Raw genomic sequence first — 21312 nt, 5'->3', positions numbered from 1 at the left:
TGGCGGTACCGCCGGGGCCGGAAACCGGGGCGCTGCTCGACGTGTGGGGGGTGCGGGAATCCCCACGGCCGTCTGCCGTTGCTGAGGCTGCGCTGCGGGCCATGGCACCACCGTCCGCGTGTGGCCTCCCTGGTGACGCCATCCGCCCGCCACTGTGCTGTGCCGGGTGGTGCGCCGCCTCGGGTCGAACCGCTTCCCGCTCCGTGAAGATCCCATTCCATTTTTGCGGCCCCGGACCACTATCGCCACGCGGGGCGCCGTAACCGGTGGCCGGAGCCTTCCGGGGAGTCCGGCCTCCTGCCGCCGTTCACCCGCTGAGGGTGATGCCATGCCCGGCCGCCGGCTGTGGGATGGCAGACGGCAAGCCTGAGCGGCAGCGCGCAAGGCGTCGCCACCAGGACATCCCCGGACCCCGCCCGGGCCGCATGACTGCCAGGAGTTTCCCTGGGCACTGGCTGCGCAGGATTGCCCTGGCGAGGGAGCATCCTGCAGCGGGCCGGGCCGGGCCGGGCCGGGCCGGCCCGGGGTGGGCCGGGCCGGGGCGCTGCCGATGGCGTCGCGAACCTCCTCAGTGGGCCGGGCCCGCATCGCGGACGAGCAGGGCCAGCTGAACGCGGTTGGACAGCTGGAGTTTGGCGAGGGCGCGGCTGACGTGTGCTTTGACCGTGCCTTCGCTCATGGCGAGCGCACGCGCGATCTCGGCGTTCGACCATCCCTTCGCCACGGCCTGGACCACGTCCTCCTCGCGCCCGGTCAGCACCGACAGGCGTGCCCGCGCCTCGGCCGCACCCTGCGAGCCCAGCCCGGCGAAGGTATCGATCAGCCGCTTGATCACCCTGGGAGTGAGCATCGCGCTGCCCTCGGCAACCGTACGGACGGCGTTGGCCAGGTCACGTGGCGAGGTGTCCTTGAGGAGGAAGCCGGCGGCGCCGTTGCGCAGCGCGGTGTGCACATAGTCGTCGAGATCGAAGGTGGTCAGCATGATCACCTTGGGGGCGTTGGCCGAGCGCCGTAATTCCTTGAGCGCGGTGAGCCCGTCCATGCCGGGCATCCGGACGTCCATGAGCACGACATCGGGCCGGTACTCGGCCACCGCCGTGATGGCCTCGCTGCCGTTGCCCGCCTCGGCGATCACCCGGATGTCCTCCGCCGGTTCCAGGATCATGCGCAGTCCGGTCCGTACCAGGGCTTCGTCGTCTACCACCAGGACACGGATCACGCGGGTTCCTCCAGGGCGGGCTGGGAGAGGGGAAAGCGGGCGGACACGGTGAATCCGCCGTCGTCGCGGGGCCCGGCGACGAATTCGCCGTCAAGGAGCTCGACCCGCTCCCGCAGGCCGACGAGTCCCGTGCCGCTGCCAGGGAAGGGTTCGAGGCGACCGTGCGGAGCCGCGTTGGCCACCGTGATCTCCAGACCGGCGTCCTGGTAGCGCACCGCGACATCGGTGCGGGCCTGGCCCGCGTGCTTGTGGACATTGGTGAGGGCTTCCTGCACGACCCGGTACGCGGCGTGCTCCAGCAGCGTGGGCAGTTGCTGTGGGGTTCCCTCGTCGTGCCGGTCGACTGCCATTCCGGCGGCGCGCGACTGGTCGAGCAGGCGGTCGAGGTCCACCAGGGTCGGCGGCGGCCCGAGACGGGATTCCGCCTCGGCGCCTGCGCTCTTGAGGACCCCCAGGACGTCCCTGAGCTGCGCGAGCGCTTCCCGGCCCGTGGTACGGATCAGCTCGGCGGCGGCCGCGGTCTCCGCGTCCTTGGTGTTGACCTCCAGGGCACCGGCGTGCAGCACCATCAACGACACCCGGTGGGCGACGAGATCGTGCATGTCGCGCGCGATACGGGCCCGTTCCTGTGTGCGCGCCTGCTGAGCGCGGGCCGCCTGCGTGCGCTCAAGGTGTTCGGCGCGCTCGTGGAGGCCCTCGATCACCTCGCGGCGGGCCCTGCTCCACAGCCCGAGCACAAACGGCAGCCAGACGAAGAGGCCGGCTGCGCCGAGCGAGGTCATCACGTCCTCTCCGGCCAGGCCCGGCACTCCGATGGCCACGCCCGTGGCGGTCGGCAGGACGGTGAGCAGGCTCGCTCCGACGACGTACCAGGTCCGGTGCAGGGGGCTGCGTACCGTCCGGGCGGCCGTGCAGGAACCGAGGCAGAGCGTCGGCCAGGCCGACACCAGCGTCCAGGCCACCAGCCCCATGGTGATCAGCGGCCATCGTCTGCGCGGCAGCAGCAGCGCGGCGACCAGGGACACCGCCGCCAGCGCCGAAGTGAGCAGGAGCCCGGAGAGCGGAGTGCCGTTCCACTCGGGCTCTATGTGCAACTCGGGCTGTATGTACGGGACTTGCCGACCGTTGATCTGTAGGAAGGTGCCCGCGGCGACCACGGCCGCCAGGAGCTTCGGTCCCCCTCGGCCGGCGACGTCACGCAGGCGCTGCCGGAGCGCTTTCTCCATGTGGTGTGCCACAGCCCGAGCGTAAATGTCGTGGCGCGCCCAGGCCTCCGTCGTCCGTCCAGCTTCGCCCCCACCAAAGTTCGGGGCCGCCGTAACTTAAGTCAGGGGTGTTCGTGGTCTTTTTGGCGACGCCGCGGCAGGGGCCGCGCTCGCACACTCGCCGCATGAACCAGACAACAGCTGCCGTCCGAGCCGTCGGGCTCGCCAAACACTATGGACTGGACGACTCCCGCGTGGCCGCGCTCGCCGGAGTTGATGTGGAGTTCCAGCGCCGGGAGTTCACGGCGATCATGGGGCCGTCCGGCTCCGGTAAATCGACGCTGATGCACTGTGTGGCGGGCCTCGATCAGGCGGACGCAGGCAGGGTGTGGATCGGCGACACCGAGTTGACCGGACTGCGCGATGACGCGCTCACCGATCTGCGCCGCGACCAGGTGGGGTTCGTGTTCCAGGCGTTCAATCTGCTGCCCACGCTCACCGCCCTGGAGAACATCACCCTCCCCTTCGACCTGGCCGGCCGGAGACCTGACCGGGCCGCTCTCGAGGAGGTCGTTGCGGCGGTGAATCTGGAGGACCGGTTGCACCACCGCCCCGGCCAGCTCTCCGGCGGCCAGCAGCAGCGCGTCGCGTGTGCGCGGGCGCTGGTCACCAGACCCGAGGTGGTGTTCGCCGACGAGCCCACGGGGGCACTGGACTCGTCCGCCTCCGCGGAGCTGCTCCGATTCCTGCGCAACAGCGTGGACGATCTCGGCCGGACCGTGGTGATGGTGACGCACGATCCGAGCGCCGCTGCCTATGCCGACCGGGTGCTGTTCCTCAAGGACGGCCGCCTGGTGGACGAGATCTCCGCACCGACCGCGGACGGCGTGCTGGAACGCATGAAGTCCTTCGAAAAGGCGGCCGCCCCGTGCTGAAGGCCATGCTGCGGGAACTCCTCGCCCACAAGGGGCGCGTGCTGATGACGCTCTTCGCCATCGCGCTCGGTGTGACGGCGACGGTCGGGAGCTGGGTGGTGAGCGATTCCATCGCCACGACCCTCGCCGGCCGGGACACCCGCCATGACGTCGGGGTCTCCGTACAGAGCCCCGGAAAGGAGCCACTGCTCACCGCCGAAGACCGGGCCCGCCTGGCCGGGTTACCCGGCGTCGCGCGCACCGAGGGCGTGATCGTCGGGCGCGCCGGCCTGGTCGGACGGGACAACAAGCTCGTCAAGTCGGCCACGGCCCTGGACCGGTCGGGCACGAACTGGAGCAACGCCAAGCGCTTCACCGTGGACCAGGGGAAGGCCCCCGCCGGACCGGACCAGATCGCGCTCAACGCGGAGGATGCCAAGGCCGCGGGCATCAAGGTGGGCGACCGGGCCGGGGTGCTGCTCTCCGACGGACGTACGGACCACGCCGAGGTCACGGCCCTGTTCACCTACCACCGGCTCGGCCCCGAGACCACCCAGGACGCCGACGGCCCCTCGGACACGGTGCCGGTGGTGGCATACGACACCACCACCGCACAGGAGTTGCTCGGCAGGCGCTATCACCGCATCGAGTTGACCACCGCATCCGGCGCGGCCGCGCGGGCTGTCGCGGCGGCGGCCCAGCGGGCCGTCCCCGCCGGCTATCACGCCAGGACGGGCAAGGCCCTGGCCGACGCCGCCGGCCGCCAGTCGGACGCGGAGGCAGACGATCTGCGCCTGACCATGCTGCCGTTCGCGGCGGTCACGCTGCTGGTCGGCATGTTCGTGATCGCCAACACCTTCACCATGCTGGTGAGTCAGCGCACCCGGCAGTTCGCGCTGCTGCGGGCGGTCGGTGCCCGCAAGCGGCAGGTGCGGCGCGGGGTCCTTGTCGAGGCCGCCGTGCTCGGCGTGGTCGGCGGCACCATCGGGACGCTCGCGGGTGTGGCACTGGGACCATCGCTGATCTCGGTGATGCGCCCGGACGGTGCGGTCGACTTCACCGTCAGCCCGGTTGCCGTGCTTCTCGGGTACGGCGTCGCCGTGCTGGTGACGGTCGTTGCCGCATGCACCTCGGCGCGGCGGGCCGCGGCGGTCCCGCCGGTGGCCGCGCTGCGCACGGACGCGAGCGTTCCCCGCGAGACCAAACGCACGCGGAACGTCCTCGGCCTCGGCTTCGTCGTTGCGGCCGGCGGGATGGTGCTGTCCACCGCAGACCCCAGTGCGTCCAACGCCGCGCGCATCATCGCCATCGTGGGAGCGATCCTCGGCGTCGTCGGCGTGATCCTGCTTGCGCCCCTCATCGCCGAGGCCGTCCTGCGTCCGCTCACACGATTCCTCGGCGGTCGCGCGGGGCCGGCGGTCCGGCTCGGCCTCCGCAGCGCGGCGGGCGACCCGCGGCGCACCTCGGGCACCGCGACCGCCCTCACCGTGGGTCTGGCCCTGGTCTGCGCCTTCGCCACTCTCAGCGCGACCTTCTCGGCACTGATCGCGTCAACGACCCGGGCGAATGTCCCGAGTTCGACCACCATCCTGCAGTCGGCCGCCGAGGGCGATTCCCCTCTCACGCCTGCCGAGATGGCGAGGGTCAAGCGGCTGCCGGGCGTGTCCGAGGTGGCGGGGAGCCGCGATGTCCTGGTGGGGCTCTCGTACCGGGGCGGCAGGACCGAGCGGAGGATCTCCGCGATCGAGCCCGCGGCGCTGAGGTCCGTGCTCACCCCGCACATCAGCGAGGGCAGCGCCGATCTGAGGCGTGGCGTGGTCATTTCGAAGAATCAGGCCGACATGCTCGACCTGGGCCTGCACGACAAGATCACCTTGCAGATGGACGCCACGACCTCGGTCGCCCAGACCGTCGTCGGGATCTACGACGCCACCGAACTCCAGGCCAGCGTCTTCGTGGACGCCGCCAACGCGCCCGGGTCGCTGCGGAAGCAGATCACCACGATCTACGCCTCCGGCCCCGATCCGGCCACGGCACGCCAGAACATCGAGACCGAATTCCGTGACCGCCCGGATGTCTCCGTCATCGGCCGCGAGACGCTGGTCCAGCAGGGCGTCGATCAGCAGGCGCTGGCGTTCACCTTGATGTACGCGATGTTCGGTGTGGCGATTCTGATCGCCGTGTTCGGTGTCATCAACACCCTCATGCTCTCGGTCATGGAACGCAGCCGGGAGATCGGGGTGATACGGGCGGTAGGCGCCACACGGCGGCTGGTCCGCAGAACGATCAGGGCGGAGAGCATCGTGGTCTCGCTCTTCGGCGCGCTGCTCGGCGTGATGGTCGGTGTCCCGGTGGGCGCGATCATGCAACACGCCATGCTGGGGCAGCGATTGTGGGACGTCACGCTGCCCTTCGGCATCATCGGCACGGCACTGGCGGGCATCACCGTTGCCGCCGTGGCGGCCGCGATGTGGCCGGCCCGCCGGGCGGCCCGTACGAACATGCTGGCGGCGATATCCGGCGGATAGCCGGAGCCTCGCGGGACGGCGGGACGGCGGGCCGGCCGGACCGGCGGTCTTCATCGGGATTCCATGGCGCAAACACCCCATCGCGGTGTCAAACCCGAGCGAACGTCGGCAGCCACTATCTGGCCGGAAATCGCCCCTGCGCGGTGTTGTGCAGCGCCGTCTCGCAGCGTGAGGACCTCCCCCGCGGCGTCCCCTGTCCCTGCGAGACCGGCGTGCACCAGGATTAACGCGAAGCTGCTCGCGTTAATCTGGATTGGACAATACTTGGCGTGAACCCGCACTGCAATACGGAGGCGCCGTGACCGCTGCGCACCAGGCCTCGGGGGAGACCCGCCCCGGGGGACGTACGGCGCGGACCCGGCAGGCCGTACTGAACGCCGTCTTCGAGGAGTTGGGCCAGGCGGGCTTCGCCGGGCTCAGCATGGAAAAGATCGCTCAGCGTTCGGGAATTCACCTTGCGACGCTCTACCGGCGCTGGCGCTGCGTCGAGGGGCTGGTCTGCGATCTGCTGACCGGGCTGAGCGCCGATGTCCCGCTGCCCGACACCGGCACGCTGCCGGGGGACCTGCGTGCGCTGGCCCGGTCGATAAGCGCGTTCTACGCGGACGACCGGCGGCGCAGCCTGATCGAGGCGGTGGTCTCGGCGGCGGCCCGCGACCCGCAGGCGGCCACGTTGCTGCGGAATTTCTTCGCGGAGCGGCTGGTGCTGGCCGGCCAGATGGTGAGCTTGGCCATCGACCGCGGGGAGCTGCCCGCCGATACGGACCCGGAGATGGTGCTGGCGGGCCTCGGCGCGCCCTTCTACTACCGGATCCTGATCGCCCGCCGCCCCGTCGACGCGGCCCTGGCCGAATCCGCCGCCACCGCGGTCTGGGCGGCGGCCCAAGCGGGCGCGTACAAAAAGACGGCCACGCCGGCCGGCAGCCAGGAAGCCCGGCACCCCCAACAGCCCCCGGACACGGGACAGCCCCCGGACACGGGACAGCCCCCGGACACCCAACAGGCCCAGCAGCCCCCGGACACATAAACCGACGGCCGGTGCCCCCAACCTCCGGGGCCACCGGCCGTCCGCGTCACACCGGCGTGGCTACTTTCCGAGCAGCCCCGCCATCCACGCCTCGACCTCGTCCGACCGGCGCGGCAGCCCGGCCGACAGGTTGCGGTTGCCGTCGTCCGTCACCAGGATGTCGTCCTCGATCCGGACGCCGATGCCGCGGTACTCCTCGGGCACGGTCAGGTCGTCCGCCTGGAAGTACAGACCGGGCTCGACGGTCAGCACCACGCCGGGCTCCAGGGTGCCGTTGACATACGTCTCGGTGCGGGCCGCGGCGCAGTCGTGGACATCCAGGCCGAGCATGTGGCCGGTGCCGTGCAGGGTCCAGCGGCGCTGGAGGCCCAGCTCCAGGACGCGCTCGACCGGGCCCTCGACCAGACCCCACTCGACGAGCTTGGCGGTGAGCACCCGCTGCGCCGCGTCGTGGAAGTCGCGGAAGGCCGCGCCGGGCTTGACCGCGGCGATGCCCGCCTCCTGGGCCTCGTACACCGCGTCGTAGATCGTGCGCTGGAGGTCGGTGTAGCGGCCGTTGATCGGCAGGGTGCGGGTGACATCGGCGGTGTAGAGGGAGTGGGTCTCCACGCCGGCGTCCAGCAGGAGCAGATCGCCGGAGCGGACCTGGCCGGTGTTGCGGACCCAGTGCAGGGTGGTGGCGTTCGGGCCCGCGGCGCAGATGGAGCCGTATCCGATGTCGTAGCCCTCGACCCGGGCGCGCAGGAAGAACGTGCCCTCGATGTAGCGCTCGCTGGTGGCCTCGGCCTTGTCCAGGACCTTCACGACGTCCTCGAAGCCGCGCACCGTCGAGTCGACGGCCTTCTGCAGCTCGCGGATCTCGAACTCGTCCTTGACCACCCGGGCCTCGGACAGATACACCCGCAGCTCTTCGTCGTGCTCGGCGGTGATCTTGTCGTTCAGCGCGGCCTCGATGGCGGCGTCGTGACCGCGGACGACCCGGACCGGGCCGGTGGCCTCGGCCAGTCGGCCGGTGAGCTCGCGCACGTCCTTGCAGGGGATGCCGAGCAGCGCCTCGGCCTCGGTAAGGCTGTGGCGGCGGCCGACCCACAGCTCGCCCATGCCGTTGAGCCAGAACTCGCCGTTCTCGCGGTTGGAGCGGGGCAGGCGGTGGACCGTCGCCTCGTGGGAGTCACCCTTCGGCTCCAGAACCAGCACGCTGCCGTCGGTCTGGTCGCCGGTGAGGTAGACGTACTCCGTCGAGGCGCGGAAGTTGTACTCGGTGTCGTTGGAGCGGGTCTTGAGGTTGCCCGCCGGGATCACCAGGCGCTCACCGGGGAAGCGTGCGGACAGCGCGGCGCGGCGGCGGGCGGCGTCCGGGGCCTGCTCGATCGGCTGGAGATCGCGCAGCTCGGTGTCGGCCCAGCCGCTCTTCATGTTCGCCGCGAGCTCATCCGAGACGCCCGGGTAAAGGCCGTTCTTGCGCTGCTTGATCGGCTGCTCGTCCTCGTCCGGGGTCTCCGGCGTGAGCTCGTCGGTCACAGTGCCTCCTTTTAGAGTGAACCGCCATCCATCGTATGTGCGGACGGGAAACGGTCCAGGGGGCAGAAGGTGTGACCTCTCAGGCACCGGAGCCGTACGGATACGGAAGGCCTCCCGGCTACTCCTCGAAGCATGCCGCGAGCAGCACCACATCCTCCTCCGACGCCGGATCGTCCAGCCCGCCGTGCGGCAGCATCGTGCGCACGATGTGATCGACGATCGCCTCCGGATCGAGGCGGCTCGCCTTCGGGACGCTCGCCGCGGCGGCATGCAGCCGGGCGAACGCGCGGTCCATGGCCTCGCCGGTGCGGTGCAGCAGCCCGTCGCTGTAGAGGAGCAGGGTCTCCCCCGGCGCGAGTTCGATCTCCACGCTCGGCGCCTCCCAGCAGGCGAGCATGCCCAGCGGCGCGGACAGCGTCGTCTCGACGAATTCGGTCCGCAGGTCGCCCAGCAGCAGCGGCGGGCAGTGGCCGGCCCCGGCGATCACCAGCTTGCGGGGGAACGGGTCGTCGAGACCGGCCGGCATCGGGGGCGCGGGCGGCCCGCCCGGCGCGCCGGGCGGCGGCTCGGTGAAGGCGAACAGCGCGGTGGCACTGCGGGCGGGCTCGGTCAGCCGCAGCAGCAGCTCGAGGTCGGAGAGGACCGCGACCGGGTCCTCCCCCTCCATGACCGCATACGCGCGCAGCGATGCCCGCAGCCGTCCCATGGCCGCCACCGCGCTCGGCCCGGAGCCGGTGACCGACCCGACGGCCAGGCCCAGCGCGCCGTCCGGCAGCGGCAGCGCGTCGTACCAGTCGCCGCCGCCGCGCGGCCCGGTGCTGTGCCGCACCGCGAGCCGTACGCCGGGTGCCCGCGGCAGCCGGCTGGGCAGCAGCTCCTCGCGGAGGGTGGCGGTGTCCTGTTTGCTGCGGTGGAGTTCGAGCAGCCGGGCGAGGTGTTCGGCGGCGTGCGCGCGGTAGAGGCCGATGAGGTGGCGCTGGCGGTCGGTGGGGGCGGCGGGCTCGTCGTAGAGCCAGACCGCGGCGCCGGTTCTGCCGATCGGGTCGGCGGCGAGCGGGACCGCGTAACTGGCGGCGTAGCCGAGGCGGGCGGCGACCTCGCGCAGGCGGGGGTCGAGGCCCTGCTCGCCGGGGATGTCGGGCTCGGAGATCTCCGTACGGGCGTTGGCGTCCTTGTCCGTACGGGAGTCGTCGCCGGCGCCCGGCTCCGGGAGGCCGTCCAGTATCCGCGCATACGACAGGGCGCGGCGCGGAATGGTCTCGATATGGCCGATGTCGGCGTGGCCGAGGCCGAGGCCGATGGTGGTTTCCGGGCCGAGTCCGTCGGCCGGTGCCAGCACGACCAGGCCGCGGCGGGCGCCGACCAGAGAGGCGCCGGCCCGGAGGAGTTCGTGCAGCGCTTCGTCCAACGTGCGCGTCCGGGCGAGCTGTTCGGTGAGGTCGTGCAGCGTGCTGAGGTCCGAGATCCAGCCGGCGAGCCGGTCCTGTACGGCGGCGATGCGGTCGACGGGCGAGGCATCCGGGGGGCCGGTACAGGAGCCGTCCGGGCGCTCGTCCTGGGGGGTTTCGGTGGAGTCGGGGGTGGTGCCCGAGGAGGGATCTGAGGAGGTGTCCGCGGCGGCCTTCGGCGTGAGCGGATCGGCAGTGTGAGCGGGAGCGGGAAGTGCTGGTTCGATTCCAGCCACTTTCGGTACACGAGGGATGCTCATGGCAGACGGCTCATGTCATGCCTGGCATTGTCCCAGGTCAGGCCGGAGTTTGTTAGGGAGTGCGGCATTTTGTTGAGCGACTCTGTGCGGTATGTTTGACCGCTCAATTTCCTCAATAGCATCGCAAACCCCCATGTCATGCTGCTCCGCTATCAATGCCTCCACATGTACACGCACCAGCGATGTGATGTCCAGCATTGTCCCGATGGGGTTTGTGGTGTCAACGAGGTCTGTAGATTGGCCTAAAAATACCCCCCCAGGTGTCAATTTGAGGTCGACTGACGGCCATCGACAGCGCGTCATATGCACGATGGCGGGTACGTACTCGGAAAGGTGCGGGGCCAGTTGAGCCTGCACCGGAACCCTCCAGCGGGCGCGGGCGTCTCATACGGCGACGACCGCGACGCACTCCCAAGTGGCGGGATTGCACCACAGAACCGCAAGCGCCATGCGTGCGCCACCCTCCGCCACGTTCCACGCTCGACGTACGGCGTGATGCGCTGCCTTGTACACGCGGTGACAAATGATCCACGTGGCGTGATCGGCACGGCCGTTCGAACGCCACACAACGGCATGCGTGAAGCAGCACGTGAAGATGCGTGACGTAACACGTATGCCGCGGCATGCAGTGCGATGGACATAGCCCTCGGCGTTAACGGAAAGGAACGAGCGCTCATGCGCGAGATCCTCGGAAGGCGACGCAAGCCCCTGTTCCGGCGCGGCGGAAGGTCGGCGCTGCTCGGTGCCGCGCTTCAGTGCGCCACCGAGTGGCGGTGGCCCGTACTCCCGGGTGTCGGCCTGCGGTCCGGTGGCCGGGGCGCCCGTCGGTGTAGCTGTCCCGACCCCGACTGTGTGGTGCCCGGCGCGCACCCCTTCGACCCAGGACTGCTGGCTGCCACCACCGATGAGCGGATGGTGCGCTGGTGGTGGGGCAACCGCCCCGACGCCCCGGTCGTGCTGGCCACCGGCGGCCGCGCGCCGTGCGCCGTGAGCCTGCCGGCCGTCGCCGGGGCACGGGCCCTGGCGGCCCTGGACCACTTCGGGGTGCGCGTCGGCCCGGTGGTGGCCACGCCCACCCGCTGGTCGCTGCTCGTATCGCCGTACGACCTGGCGGAGTTGGGCGAGCTGCTGCACTCCCAGGACTGGGTGCCCAGCTCGCTGCGGTTCCACGGCGAGGGCGGCTATCTGGTGCTTCCGCCGTCGGGGATCGGCGCGGGAAAGGTGCGCTGGGAGCGGCCGCCGGCGGCCGGCCCGGCGGGGCCCTGGCTGCCGACGGTGACCGCGATCGTCGACGCCCTGGTGACGGCGAGCACCAGCACACCGGACGGTGGCAGCCGGCTCGCCTATTAGGCGGCGACACACTTCTGTGGGTGGCCGGAAAGAACGCCCGGACGGTTCACCCGTGACGGTTCACCCGTACGGGTGTGAGCGGTGCGGCCGACTACGGGAAACGGGTGTCCGGGCGCCGGTGGGCACCCTCGTGGCCCGATAGGTTCGGCGCACCGTCAAGCCGTCGGCGGCCCTCGATCGCCCCGGCACCCCCATCCCTTCGCAAGTGGGTCCCATGCAGCGTGCGCCAAAAATCCGCCTGGTCTTTCTCGCGGGTACGGCGGTGCTCGCCGTCGTCGTACCGCTCGCCGCCGCGACGGCCGGTCCGGCGGACACCGCAGAACAGGCCGATGAGGCGCTCGCCGGGCCCCGTGCCAAGCCTGCGGGCGGTCCCCGCGCCCAGCCCGGCGCCCCCTTCAGCAACACGGCCGAAAAGCCCGCCGACAAGGCCGAAAAGGCTCGTCGTCCCGGTGGTCCGCTCGCCGGACTCGGCCTCCCCCTCCTCTCCGGCGACGGCGGCCGGACGTCCCGCTGCGGGCCCGAACTCGCCTCCCCCAGGGGGATCGAAGCGCAGACCTGCGTGCTCGCCGAGCAGGGCCTGACCTGGGGGCGGACGTACTACCGCAATCCCACCGGCGCCCCCCTGCGGGCCGTACTGACGCTGCTGCGTCCGGACGGCCGGACCGTTCAGGTGCACTGCGATGTGGCGGCGGAGGACCTGCCGGGGCTGTGCGAGACACCGACCGGCCGGACCGTGCGCCAGACAGGGGGGCTGTACGGCGTGGTGGCGGAGATCTCGGATGCGGCGGGGGAGCGGCTGCTGCTGCGCTCGGGCGGCAACTCGGCGCCGGGCGCGAAGGATTCGGACCGGCGGCGGAAGGGCTGAGCGCCGTCCAGGAGCCGTCCGGGTCCGGACATGGAAGCGCCCGGTCGCTGGCGACGGGGGATGCACCAGCGACCGGGCTTCTAGAACCGTAACAAGAGATCGGCGGTTCGCAAATTCGATCGTGGATTTCCGGACGCCTATTTACCGGCGCGTAGGGGTAGTTGTGACTGGTGTCACTGCTGAGCCCGCCGGGCGTGCCGAGGTGTCCGGGGCGTCACGGTTCGGCATGGTTCAGCTCAGGGTGATCTGGCGGTTGGTGAGGCCGCCGCGCGCCCGGCGCTCCTCCGGGGTCAGCGGGGCGTTGGCGGCGAGCGCCTGCGCCAGACGCTCGGCGAACTCCGCGGCCGGTGCCGCGACCTCGTCGGCGCCCATCGAGGACGGCAGGTCCCAGACCGGGACAACCAGGCCATGGGCCCGGAACGAGCCGACGAGACGGGTGCCTTCGCCGAGCGAGGACGTGCCCGCGGCGTGCAGCCGGGCCAGCGCGTCCAGCAGCTGCTCCTCGGGGTGCGCGGTGACCCAGCGCAGATGGTTCTTCTCCGGGGCCTCGCACCAGTACGCGCCCTCCAGGCCGGGGATGCGGGCGGTCGGGATGGCCGCGGCGTTGGCCCGCTCCAGGGAGGCGGCGACCTCGCCGGTGGCGTTCTCGGCGTTCTCCACCCAGAACTCGAAGCCGGTGTGGACGGCGGGCTCGAAGGGCGCGGCCGGGTCGAGCAGATCCTGCAGCCGCGGGCCGTCGGCGGCGGGCCGCCCGGCGGCGACCGGGCTGCCGGGCTCGGCCTCCAGCGCGCGCTGGAGGGTGTCCGCCAGGTCGCGGCTGATGTCGCCGGAGGCGGTGTCGTTCTGCAGGCCGAGCAGCACCGCGCCGTTGTCGCGGCGCAGCGCGGGCCAGGCCATCGGCAGTACGGTCGCCAGCGTCACCGACGGGACCCCCTCGGGCAGCCCGCCCTTGAGCGCCAACTCGACCGTGGCGGCGGGCACCAGCTCGCGCAGCGCCACCCAGTCGCACTCACCCGTCAGGCCCTCGAAGGGGCGCTGCACCAACTCGGTGACGGCGTGCGCCGCCTGCCGGCCGTGACAGGCCTTGTACCGGCGGCCGGAACCGCACGGACAGGGCTCGCGGGCCCCGACGACGGGCACCTCCCCGTCCTTGATCTTCGGTGCTGCGGCCTGCTGCTGGGGACGGCGCTTCTTGGCCATGGCGGCGGTGTCTCCTGGTCGTTCCTGGGCGTCCGGATGCGCCCGGAGTCATGCAGAGACATGCGCGGACGCGTTTCGGCGCGAGCCTAGAGGAGCGCGTCCGAAATTGCGCCGCTTACGCCGCCGGGGCCGCCGGAGCGCCGCTGGGTCGTTCCCTGACGGTCCGTCGTCCGGGGCCATCCGGCCTGCCTCCGGCCCCTCTGCGCCCCGTCAACAGCCGCACCACGGCCGCTCTGCAGCTACTCCATGGCTGGCCCACGACTGCTCCACGGCCGGTCTACGACTCGTCGAAGTCCGCGAAGGCCAGACCGGGCGGTAGCTCCACGCGCGTAGCGAAGGAATCCTGAAGCGGCAGGATCGCCCAGACCGTCACCTCGCCGTTGGCGGTGTCGCGTACGCCCCAGTCCTTGGCGAGCGACCGGATGATCGCGAGGCCGCGGCCGCCGTGTGCGGTGACCGACGGAGTGGCCGGAAGCGGTCGGGTCGGCCCGCCGCCGTCCGTGACCGCGACGGTCAGCCGGCCCTCTGCGTCGATGCGCCAGGATGCCCGTACGGACTCCCGCAGGGCGCCCCGCGATCCGTCGCGCGCGCCACCGGGCGAGCCGTTTCCGTAAACCGGCGCGCCGTTGTCGTATATCGGACGTGCGTGCCGACACGAATTGCTGAGCAGCTCCGAAAGAATGAGAACCGCGTCATCGACGACTGTGTCCTGAACTCCACTTGCCAACAGCTCGTCACGCATGCGCCGCCTGGCCATGCCCACACCCGCTGGACCATGGGGTACGGCCATGATCGACGACGTCGGCACCTCTTGTGCCACCACCAACGCCACCCCCGAGACCTCCTTTGCCCCACGCCACGGGTTGAATGCCCCAATGGACTGGACCGGAAACCGGCCAAGCGGCATACAGTGACGCACTCGACACCATCGGATACGGGCCGAATGCGCCGGTGCACACCCTGTGAAGTGCTTTAGGCAAGGCCGAGTTGAGTTCGCACCCGTTTGGGGCGATTTGTAATCACGGCGTCCACGCCCAGGTCTCGGCACAGCTCGACATCCGCCGGTTCATTGACGGTCCAAACGTGGACCTGATGGCCCGCCTGATGCGCCTTGGCGACGTACTCGGGGTGGGCGCGCAGGATGCGGATGCCGGGGCCCGCGATGCCGACGCCGGGGGGCAGCCGGCCGTCGCGGTGCCGCGGGGTGAGGAACTGCATCAGATAGACGACGGGGATGTCCGGGGCGGCGGCCCGTACCCGGTGCAGCGAGCGGGCCGAGAAACTCATCACCCGGACCGGCGGCGTCCACTTGCCCGCCATGGCCGGTTTCGTATGCCCGAACCGGTCGAGCAGATCGACCAGCCGCTCCTCCACCTGTCCGGCCCAGCGCGTCGGGTGTTTGGTCTCGATGGCCAGCTCGACCCGGCGGTCGGCGTCGGCGACCAGCTCCAGCAGCCGCTCCAGGGTCAGTACGGAGGTCCGCTCGGGGTCCTCGTGCTGGCGGTCCGGCGCCTCGTGGGGGTCCAGAGTGTCCGGGCCGTCCGCGCCGACCTTCCAGGACCCGAAGTCGAGGGTGGCGAGATCGGCCAGCTCCAGGGCGGAGACGGCGCCGCGCCCGTTGGAGGTGCGGTTCACCCGCCTGTCGTGCACACACACCAGATGGCCGTCGGCGGTCAGCCGGACATCGCACTCCAGGGCATCCGCCCCGTCCTCGATCGCCTTGCGGTAGGCGGCCAGCGTGTGCTCCGGAGCGTCCTCGGAGGCGCCCCGGTGGGCGATGACGGAGATGGCCGACGGACCCGAACGGGCGTCCTTGGCGGGGCGTGCAGAGTTCACCGAGTTATCGTGCCATCCGCCATGTGGGGCGTGGCGTGCGGTGCTCGGTGGGCGGCACGGGGGATGCGCCCGGATTGTCCGACATAAAGAATGCGAGGACAGTCACAGCCTCGGCTTACGGTGCCCTGACGCGCCATGGGAAAGGCTGGATGCGGTGTCGTGGTGGTGCGTGCAGGCCGTGGTCGCCGTCCGTGCGGGCCGCGTGGCCCGTATCTGCGGAATCCTTGATGCTGGGTTGGGAACCTTGGGTTCGGAAGGTTGGGAACCTGGGGTTCGGGGTCCGGGTCTGGACTTCCGGGGTCGGGGTTCCTGGCCGGGGCGTCGGGATCTGGGGCCGGGTCGTGGGTCCGGGGCCGTGGGTTCCGTATCCCGGGGCGCCTGTACGCCAGGGCGTCCGTACATCAGCCATCAACGCAGAAGGGGACTGCCGGACCGAGAGGTCACCGGACTTAGAGGTCACCGGACAGGGGAACCGTGGGTCAGCGGAACCGCTGGGACCGCGGAACCATCGACCAGGCCAGCCAGGCCAGCCAGGCCAGCCAGGCCAACCAAGTCGACCAAGCCGCCTAATCCGGCTGAACCGGATGAAACGGATGAACCGGACGCAGGAACTGCCGGACCCGGAACTCATGGCCCTATGGGCCGTGGTCCGGCACAGTCGTGAAGCTGAGGAGAGATCTGTGAGCACCGAGAACGAGGGAGCCGACGTCCCGTCGGAGGCCACGCCGCCGACCGGGCCGCAGGCGTCGGACCGCGCCGCCGCGTCCGCCTCCGGCGCCCAGACTCCGGATGTCCCGCCCGCGCCGGCCACTCCCCCGCCGCCGGCTTCCGCGCCGTCCGCGTCCGCAGCGGGCGGCAGCCCCTGGGAGCAGTCCCATGCCCCCGGCGGACCGGGACCGGGCCGGCCCGACGGGACCGCCCAGTTCCCCGTGTACGGAACCGCCGACCACGGCGCGTCCGCCGGCGGCTGGGGCCCCCACGGGGGCGGCGGTGGCGGCGACCCGTGGGGTGATCCGGGCAACCCGGCACCCAAGCGGCGTAATGGCGGCCTGATTGCGGCCGTCCTGGTGGCGGCGCTGTTCGCGGGCGGCATCGGCGGCGGCATCGGCTTCTGGGCCGCGGGCCAGAACGACACCGGCTCGACGACGGTCACCGCGACCGGCAACCCCGAGGCGCTGAACCGCAAGCCCACCTCGGTCTCCGGGATAGCGCAGAAGGCGCTGCCCAGCGTCGTCACGATCGAGGCGCAGGGCGCGACCGGCGAGGGCGGCACCGGCACCGGCTTCGTCTACGACAAGCAGGGCCACATCCTCACCAACAACCACGTCGTCTCCAGCGCCGCCGACGGGGGCAAGCTCACCGCGACCTTCTCCAACGGCAAGAAGTACGACGCCGAGGTCATCGGCCGCGCCCAGGGCTACGACGTCGCCGTGGTCAAGCTCAAGCGCGCCTCGGGCGCCCCGCTCAACCCGCTCCCGCTCGGCAAGTCCGCCCAGGTCCAGGTCGGCGACGCGACGATCGCGATCGGCGCCCCGTTCGGCCTGTCCGGCACGGTCACCACCGGCATCATCAGCGCCAAGGACCGCCCGGTGGCCTCCAGCGACGGCGACGGCTCCAGCGCCTCGTACATGAGCGCCCTCCAGACGGACGCCTCGATAAACCCCGGTAACTCCGGCGGCCCCCTGATGGACGCCAGCGGCAATGTGATCGGCATCAACTCCGCCATCCAGTCGGCCGGCAGCGGTGGCGGCATGGGCCCCGAGTCGCAGCAGTCCGGCAGCATCGGCCTGGGCTTCGCCATCCCCATCGACCAAGCCAAGCGGGTGGCCCAGGACCTGATCAAGACCGGCCGGCCGGTCTACCCGCAGATAGGCGTCCAGGTCGGCATGAAGGACACCGGCAACGGCGCCACCATCGCCCAGACCGGCAACAACGGCTCCGACCCGGTGACCCCGAACGGCCCCGCCGACAAGGCGGGCCTGCGCCCCGGCGACACCATCACCAAGCTCGACGACACCGTGATCGACAGCGGCCCGACCCTGATCAGCGAGATCTGGCAGCACAAGCCCGGCGACCACGTCACCCTCGCTTACCTCCGCGGCGGCAAGGCGCACACCGTCCAAGTCACCCTGGGCCAGCGCACGGGCGACAAGTGACGCGCTAGTCTGATCCCGCGACACCGCACCGGTGCCGCGGGGAGGCTTGCCCGAGCGGCCTAAGGGAACAGTCTTGAAAACTGTCGTGGCGGCAACGTCACCGTGGGTTCAAATCCCACAGCCTCCGCACAGGTCAGCGAACTAGCTGGTCAGAAGGGGCGCCCGAGGGAATCGGGCGCCCCTTCTGCGTTCAGGCCGTCTCACTTCGGATCGCTGGTATCCCGGCTTTGACCAGCGTGTGTGGACGGGCTGTGGGCGGGCTGTGGACGAGCAATGCTCAGGACTTGTGGATCGGCCTCGGGCTGGACGCGGAGGGCGTACCTTCCCGAATGATCCTGTGATGATCACCGAGTAGGCCCGCATTGCAGCGCGGGTCAGGAACGCACGCCCGTGCTCAGCGTGGTCACCGCCGATGGCTCCACCTGGTCCGGCTCCCTGGTCGACGAGATCGTACGCGAGGGCGCCTGCAGGATGCTCTCCGCGGCTCTGGAGACGGAAGTCAACCAGTACGTAGCCGAGTTGGCGGCCGAGACCGACGAGGCCACGGGCGAGCGCAGGCGATTCTCCTCCAAGATTCTTCCGCCGTGGGGTGTCGCAAGTCGCCGAAGATGTCGGAGGTGTTGCCCGCTGCTCTACCTGCACGGCCTGTCGTCCGGGGACTTCGTGCCCGCGCTGGAGCAGTTCCTCGGCGGGACCTCCGGGCTGTCGGCGGCGACCGTGACCAGGCTGACCAGGCAGTGGCAGGACGACCACGCCGCTTTCCAGGGCCGGGATTTGTCGGACCGCGACTTCGTCTACGTGTGGGCCGACGGCGTGCACCCCAAGGTTCGGCTCGGGCGGGCGCACACGACTTCCCTGCCGAGCACTGGGTCCACCTGCGGACCACGAATCCGATTGAGCCGACGTTCTCCACCGTCCAGCTGCGGACCAAGGTCACCCGCCGCGCCGGCAGCCCGGCCGCGGCCTTGGCGAAGGGGGTCGAGCTGATCGAGTCCGGCCAGACCCGCTGGCGTGCGATTACCGGAGCCCACCTGGTCCCCCTGGTTCGTGCCGGCACCAGGTGCCGGCGCCAGGTTCGAGAACGGCGTCCTGCTCGAGCGCACGAAGACCGCCGCAGCCTGATCACGCCGCCGAGGTGTGTGGTCAGCCGCGGCGGATGTCAGCCCAGCACGCCGGTCAGGGCCCGGGCGACTACGGTGTCGAACCGGTCGCGGGGGTTGCCGTCGGGCGGGGGAACGTCGAGCAGGGCGGCGATGCGGGGGTGCCTTCCCGCAGCGGCAACGTGGCGGAGGTAGCTGGATTGGCGTGTGGCGTCGGTGTCCGCGGCAGCCATTTCGTTCTGGACGAACAGCGCGGTCAGGCCTCCGAGGAGGGCGAATGCCTCGAGTTTGCGGGCGGGGTCGGCCGGGTGGTCGGCGAGCACGTCGAGTACGTGCTCCAGCAGGTCGATCCCGTGGGGGCCGAGGGCGGCGCGATCAATGACCGTGGTGGGTAGCCATGGGTGACGGCGCATGATCTGCCGGGCCTGGTGGGCGATGGCGAGCAGGTCGGCCTGCCAGTCGCCGCTGGGCGCGGGCGGGTTGTATTCGCTCGCGGTGCTGTCGGTCATCAGGTCGAGCAGGTCGTCGCGGGTGGCCACGTAGCGGTAGAGCGAGGCGGCGCCGGTGCCCAAAGCTGAGGCGACGCGGCGCATGGAGACGGCCTCCAGACCCTCGCGGTCGGCCAGTTCCACCGCGGCGGCGGTGATTTCGGCCCGGCTGCGCTCGGCCGGTCGTCCGACCGACGCCTGCTCCGGCCGCATCCAGATCACCGGTTCCTGCTGCTGTCCTGCCACTGCCACCTCCTGCGTTGCCGCCAGTCTATCTATCGCATACGGTGTTCGCGAACGACGTTTGCGAATGGGAGGGACGCGATGACGCGCTACGCACACAACGGCGGGATCCAGATCGCCTTCGAGGACCTGGGCGGCGCGGGCGGCGACCCGCTGCTGCTGGTCATGGGGTTGGGCACCTCGCGGTTCTGGTGGCCGGACGGGCTGGTGGACGAACTGGTGCGCCGCGGCTTCCACGTCGTGGTGTACGACCAGCGCGACGCCGGCGAGTCCACCCGCCTGCCAGGCCGGCGCGTCGGCCCGCCGATCAAGGCCCTGCTGAGCCGCGGGGCCCCGGCCTACAGCGCCGAGGACCTCACCGACGACGCGGTCGCCGTTCTCGACGCCGTCGGCTGGGAGCGCGCTCACCTCTTCGGTCACTCGATGGGCGGGCTCGTGGCGCAGCGCATCGCGATCCGTCACCCGAACCGCGTACTGAGCATGACCACTTCGTCGGCCGTGCCCAGCGACGCGAAGAGCCTGAGCACCCTGCGCTACCTGCGCCTGGCGACCCTGGCCCGCTTCGCGCGGCTGCACTACCCCGACTACCCCGCAACCCCAGAAGGGAACCTGGCCCTGGCCGTGGCAGTCACCCGCATCTCGGCCGCGCCCGGCCAGTCCATCGGCGAGCGCGATGTGCGCGAGTTCGTGGACAAGGAGGCCGCGCACCAGATCTCCGGCTTCCGTGACAACAAGGCTCAAAGCCGCCAGGTCGGCGCGAAATGGCACGGCGGGTCGCTCGCCCAGATCACCGCGCCGACCCTGGTACTGCACGGCGAGGGCGACCCGCTGGTGCGCGTGACGTCCGCGCACGACATCGCCGCCGCCGTCCCCGGCGCCCAGCTACGCACCCTGCCCGGCGTCGGCCACTTCCTTACGCGCGATGTCTGGGCCACCTGCGCCGACGAACTGCGCGCGCTCGCTGACCAAGTCGACAAGCACCCGCCGACCAATGGGGCCACACACAGGTAACCGGCGGCCGCCGCTCGGTCCCTTCGGGGGCAGCTGAGTCAGAATCTCACTCCACCGATGCTCAGGGTTACGAGCCAGGGTCCAGCCTGGCGCCGGCGGCCTTTCCCGCGACGTCGGTGGCAGGCTTCCCGCAAGGCCTCGCCGAGCAGACCTGAGGACACCCGACCCGCAACTCTTGACAATTGCTCGACCTGAGATGCCGTCGACATCAGCACGCCAGAGAGCACCTGCGGATTCAACTGGCCCTGGCTCACAGCGCAGTCGGGCGGGATCCTCTGGAAAGGCTCGCGCGCTCAGTGTCTGGGCCAACCTGCGACGTGCCGCGTCATCCAGCCCGAACTCGGTGCTGAACTCGTCCAGCTATTCCGATAGGGCGGATTGCCGGCCGCCGGCCGAGAGGCTCTGCGTCGTGTGAGCTGGTTAGGCTCGTTCGCATGAGCGACAACGAGCACGAGGCGAGAATGGCGCGCCCGAGAATGGCCTCGGGCGCGCTGTTCTTTCACGGCCAGGGTCGGGTCATGATGCTTGAGCCGACGTACAAGGACTACCGGGAGATCCCCGGGGGGAGTGGAGACTGGTGAGTCTCCCCGGCAAGCGTGCATCCGGGAGCTCCGCGAGGAACTGGGGATTGAGCCGGAGATCGGGCGACTCCTCGCGGTGGACTGGGCTCCCATCCCTGCGGAGGGCGACGACAAGGTCCTCTACATCTTCGATGGAGGCGCTCTGACGCGGGAGTTGCAGGGGCAGATCCCATTGCAGTCACCGGAGATCGGCTCGTACGACCTCCACCCTGCTTCCGCCTTGGCGGACCTCGCAATTCCCCGGCTCGCACGACGAATCGAGCCGGCCGTCCAGGCCAGGACCGCAGGAAGAGTGGCCTACCTGGCGCATGGGCGTGAGGCTCAGCACGCGGCTGCGGCATGACGTACCAGACCACTGGG

At 70.8% G+C, this 21312-nt stretch carries 17 protein-coding genes, 1 tRNA gene and 1 pseudogene; 11 read left to right on the top strand and 8 right to left on the bottom strand.

The annotated features are described in order from the left end of the window. Positions 1-568: 568 nt before the first annotated feature. On the bottom strand, positions 569-1219 hold the full coding sequence (locus tag AB0D04_RS14800) for a response regulator transcription factor (RefSeq protein WP_362702888.1): 651 nt from the start codon (positions 1217-1219) through the stop codon (positions 569-571). Next, positions 1216-2457 (bottom strand): histidine kinase, encoded by a 1242-nt coding sequence (locus AB0D04_RS14795; protein WP_362702886.1) that lies wholly within the window; start codon positions 2455-2457, stop codon positions 1216-1218. The genes AB0D04_RS14800 and AB0D04_RS14795 overlap by 4 nt, the downstream gene beginning before the upstream one ends. Before the next feature lie 152 nt (positions 2458-2609). Between AB0D04_RS14795 and AB0D04_RS14790 the strand changes: the two genes are divergently transcribed. From AB0D04_RS14790 to AB0D04_RS14780, 3 genes are all read left to right on the top strand, one after another. After that, a complete protein-coding gene (locus tag AB0D04_RS14790; protein ID WP_362702884.1) occupies positions 2610-3359 on the top strand; it encodes an ABC transporter ATP-binding protein in 750 nt (249 codons plus the stop codon). Next, entirely contained in the window at positions 3353-5866 is a 2514-nt protein-coding gene (locus AB0D04_RS14785; RefSeq protein ID WP_362702882.1) for an FtsX-like permease family protein, read from the top strand. The genes AB0D04_RS14790 and AB0D04_RS14785 overlap by 7 nt, the downstream gene beginning before the upstream one ends. A 298-nt stretch (positions 5867-6164) precedes the next feature. Further along, positions 6165-6893, top strand: coding sequence for a TetR/AcrR family transcriptional regulator (locus tag AB0D04_RS14780; RefSeq protein WP_362702881.1), 729 nt, complete (start codon positions 6165-6167; stop codon positions 6891-6893). A 60-nt stretch (positions 6894-6953) separates the two neighbouring features. Here the strand turns inward: AB0D04_RS14780 and AB0D04_RS14775 are convergent, their stop codons facing one another. Both AB0D04_RS14775 and AB0D04_RS14770 read right to left on the bottom strand, forming a co-directional pair. Further along, positions 6954-8414 carry an aminopeptidase P family protein gene (locus AB0D04_RS14775; protein WP_362702880.1) on the bottom strand — a complete coding sequence of 487 codons (1461 nt, stop codon included), beginning with the start codon at positions 8412-8414 and terminating at the stop codon, positions 6954-6956. Positions 8415-8532: 118 nt separating this feature from the next. Further along, complete coding sequence (locus AB0D04_RS14770) at positions 8533-10098, bottom strand: PP2C family protein-serine/threonine phosphatase (RefSeq protein WP_362702878.1); 1566 nt, start codon at positions 10096-10098, stop codon at positions 8533-8535. 699 nt (positions 10099-10797) lie between these two features. Between AB0D04_RS14770 and AB0D04_RS14765 the strand changes: the two genes are divergently transcribed. Continuing rightward, on the top strand, positions 10798-11472 hold the full coding sequence (locus tag AB0D04_RS14765; RefSeq protein WP_362702876.1) for a bifunctional DNA primase/polymerase: 675 nt from the start codon (positions 10798-10800) through the stop codon (positions 11470-11472). A gap of 214 nt (positions 11473-11686) precedes the next feature. Beyond that, positions 11687-12337, top strand: coding sequence for a hypothetical protein (locus AB0D04_RS14760; RefSeq protein ID WP_362702875.1), 651 nt, complete (start codon positions 11687-11689; stop codon positions 12335-12337). Positions 12338-12568: 231 nt separating this feature from the next. Here the strand turns inward: AB0D04_RS14760 and AB0D04_RS14755 are convergent, their stop codons facing one another. From AB0D04_RS14755 to AB0D04_RS14745, 3 genes are all read right to left on the bottom strand, one after another. Beyond that, positions 12569-13537 carry a DUF5926 family protein gene (locus AB0D04_RS14755; RefSeq protein ID WP_362702874.1) on the bottom strand — a complete coding sequence of 323 codons (969 nt, stop codon included), beginning with the start codon at positions 13535-13537 and terminating at the stop codon, positions 12569-12571. Between the two features lie 277 nt (positions 13538-13814). Next, the gene (locus AB0D04_RS14750) at positions 13815-14444 is read right to left on the bottom strand and encodes an ATP-binding protein (protein WP_362702872.1); all 630 of its coding nucleotides are present in this window, start codon (positions 14442-14444) and stop codon (positions 13815-13817) included. A 65-nt stretch (positions 14445-14509) separates the two neighbouring features. Next, positions 14510-15373, bottom strand: a complete 864-nt coding sequence (locus AB0D04_RS14745) for a glycerophosphodiester phosphodiesterase (protein ID WP_362702871.1) — start codon at positions 15371-15373, stop codon at positions 14510-14512. Between the two features lie 680 nt (positions 15374-16053). Between AB0D04_RS14745 and AB0D04_RS14740 the strand changes: the two genes are divergently transcribed. The 3 genes and pseudogenes from AB0D04_RS14740 to AB0D04_RS14730 all read left to right on the top strand — a co-directional run bounded on the left by AB0D04_RS14740 (position 16054) and on the right by AB0D04_RS14730 (position 18651). Beyond that, positions 16054-17529 (top strand): trypsin-like peptidase domain-containing protein, encoded by a 1476-nt coding sequence (locus tag AB0D04_RS14740; protein ID WP_362702869.1) that lies wholly within the window; start codon positions 16054-16056, stop codon positions 17527-17529. 40 nt (positions 17530-17569) lie between these two features. After that, positions 17570-17656: transfer RNA gene (locus tag AB0D04_RS14735), tRNA-Ser, on the top strand. Between the two features lie 263 nt (positions 17657-17919). Then, positions 17920-18651, top strand: a pseudogene (locus AB0D04_RS14730) (transposase). 37 nt (positions 18652-18688) lie between these two features. Here AB0D04_RS14730 and AB0D04_RS14725 read toward each other — a convergent pair. Next, positions 18689-19363: a TetR/AcrR family transcriptional regulator gene (locus tag AB0D04_RS14725; RefSeq protein ID WP_362702867.1), complete on the bottom strand. Its 675-nt coding sequence runs from the start codon at positions 19361-19363 to the stop codon at positions 18689-18691. Between the two features lie 78 nt (positions 19364-19441). Here AB0D04_RS14725 and AB0D04_RS14720 point away from each other — a divergent pair, with 78 nt between their 5' ends. The 3 genes from AB0D04_RS14720 to AB0D04_RS14710 all read left to right on the top strand — a co-directional run bounded on the left by AB0D04_RS14720 (position 19442) and on the right by AB0D04_RS14710 (position 21295). Next, entirely contained in the window at positions 19442-20371 is a 930-nt protein-coding gene (locus AB0D04_RS14720) for an alpha/beta hydrolase (RefSeq protein WP_362702865.1), read from the top strand. Positions 20372-20805: 434 nt separating this feature from the next. Then, entirely contained in the window at positions 20806-20952 is a 147-nt protein-coding gene (locus tag AB0D04_RS14715; RefSeq protein WP_362702863.1) for a hypothetical protein, read from the top strand. Then, entirely contained in the window at positions 20939-21295 is a 357-nt protein-coding gene (locus tag AB0D04_RS14710; protein WP_362702861.1) for an NUDIX domain-containing protein, read from the top strand. The genes AB0D04_RS14715 and AB0D04_RS14710 overlap by 14 nt, the downstream gene beginning before the upstream one ends. Positions 21296-21312: the final 17 nt, after the last annotated feature.

Origin of the sequence: Streptomyces sp. NPDC048483 (assembly GCF_040651455.1) — a bacterium.
Taxonomy (GTDB): domain Bacteria; phylum Actinomycetota; class Actinomycetes; order Streptomycetales; family Streptomycetaceae; genus Streptomyces.
Note: the sequence above shows the minus strand (reverse complement) of the source record. Positions and strands in the feature narration are given on the sequence as shown.

Excerpts from the sequence above, each read along its gene's own strand:
- AB0D04_RS14790 (WP_362702884.1), top strand. The coding sequence starts at position 2,610 with ATGAACCAGACAACAGCTGCCGTCCGAGCCGTCGGGCTCGCCAAACAC.
- AB0D04_RS14765 (WP_362702876.1), top strand. The coding sequence starts at position 10,798 with ATGCGCGAGATCCTCGGAAGGCGACGCAAGCCCCTGTTCCGGCGCGGC.
- AB0D04_RS14760 (WP_362702875.1), top strand. The coding sequence starts at position 11,687 with ATGCAGCGTGCGCCAAAAATCCGCCTGGTCTTTCTCGCGGGTACGGCG.
- AB0D04_RS14755 (WP_362702874.1), bottom strand. The coding sequence starts at position 13,537 with ATGGCCAAGAAGCGCCGTCCCCAGCAGCAGGCCGCAGCACCGAAGATC.
- AB0D04_RS14750 (WP_362702872.1), bottom strand. The coding sequence starts at position 14,444 with ATGCCGCTTGGCCGGTTTCCGGTCCAGTCCATTGGGGCATTCAACCCG.
- AB0D04_RS14720 (WP_362702865.1), top strand. The coding sequence starts at position 19,442 with ATGACGCGCTACGCACACAACGGCGGGATCCAGATCGCCTTCGAGGAC.
- AB0D04_RS14715 (WP_362702863.1), top strand. The coding sequence starts at position 20,806 with ATGAGCGACAACGAGCACGAGGCGAGAATGGCGCGCCCGAGAATGGCC.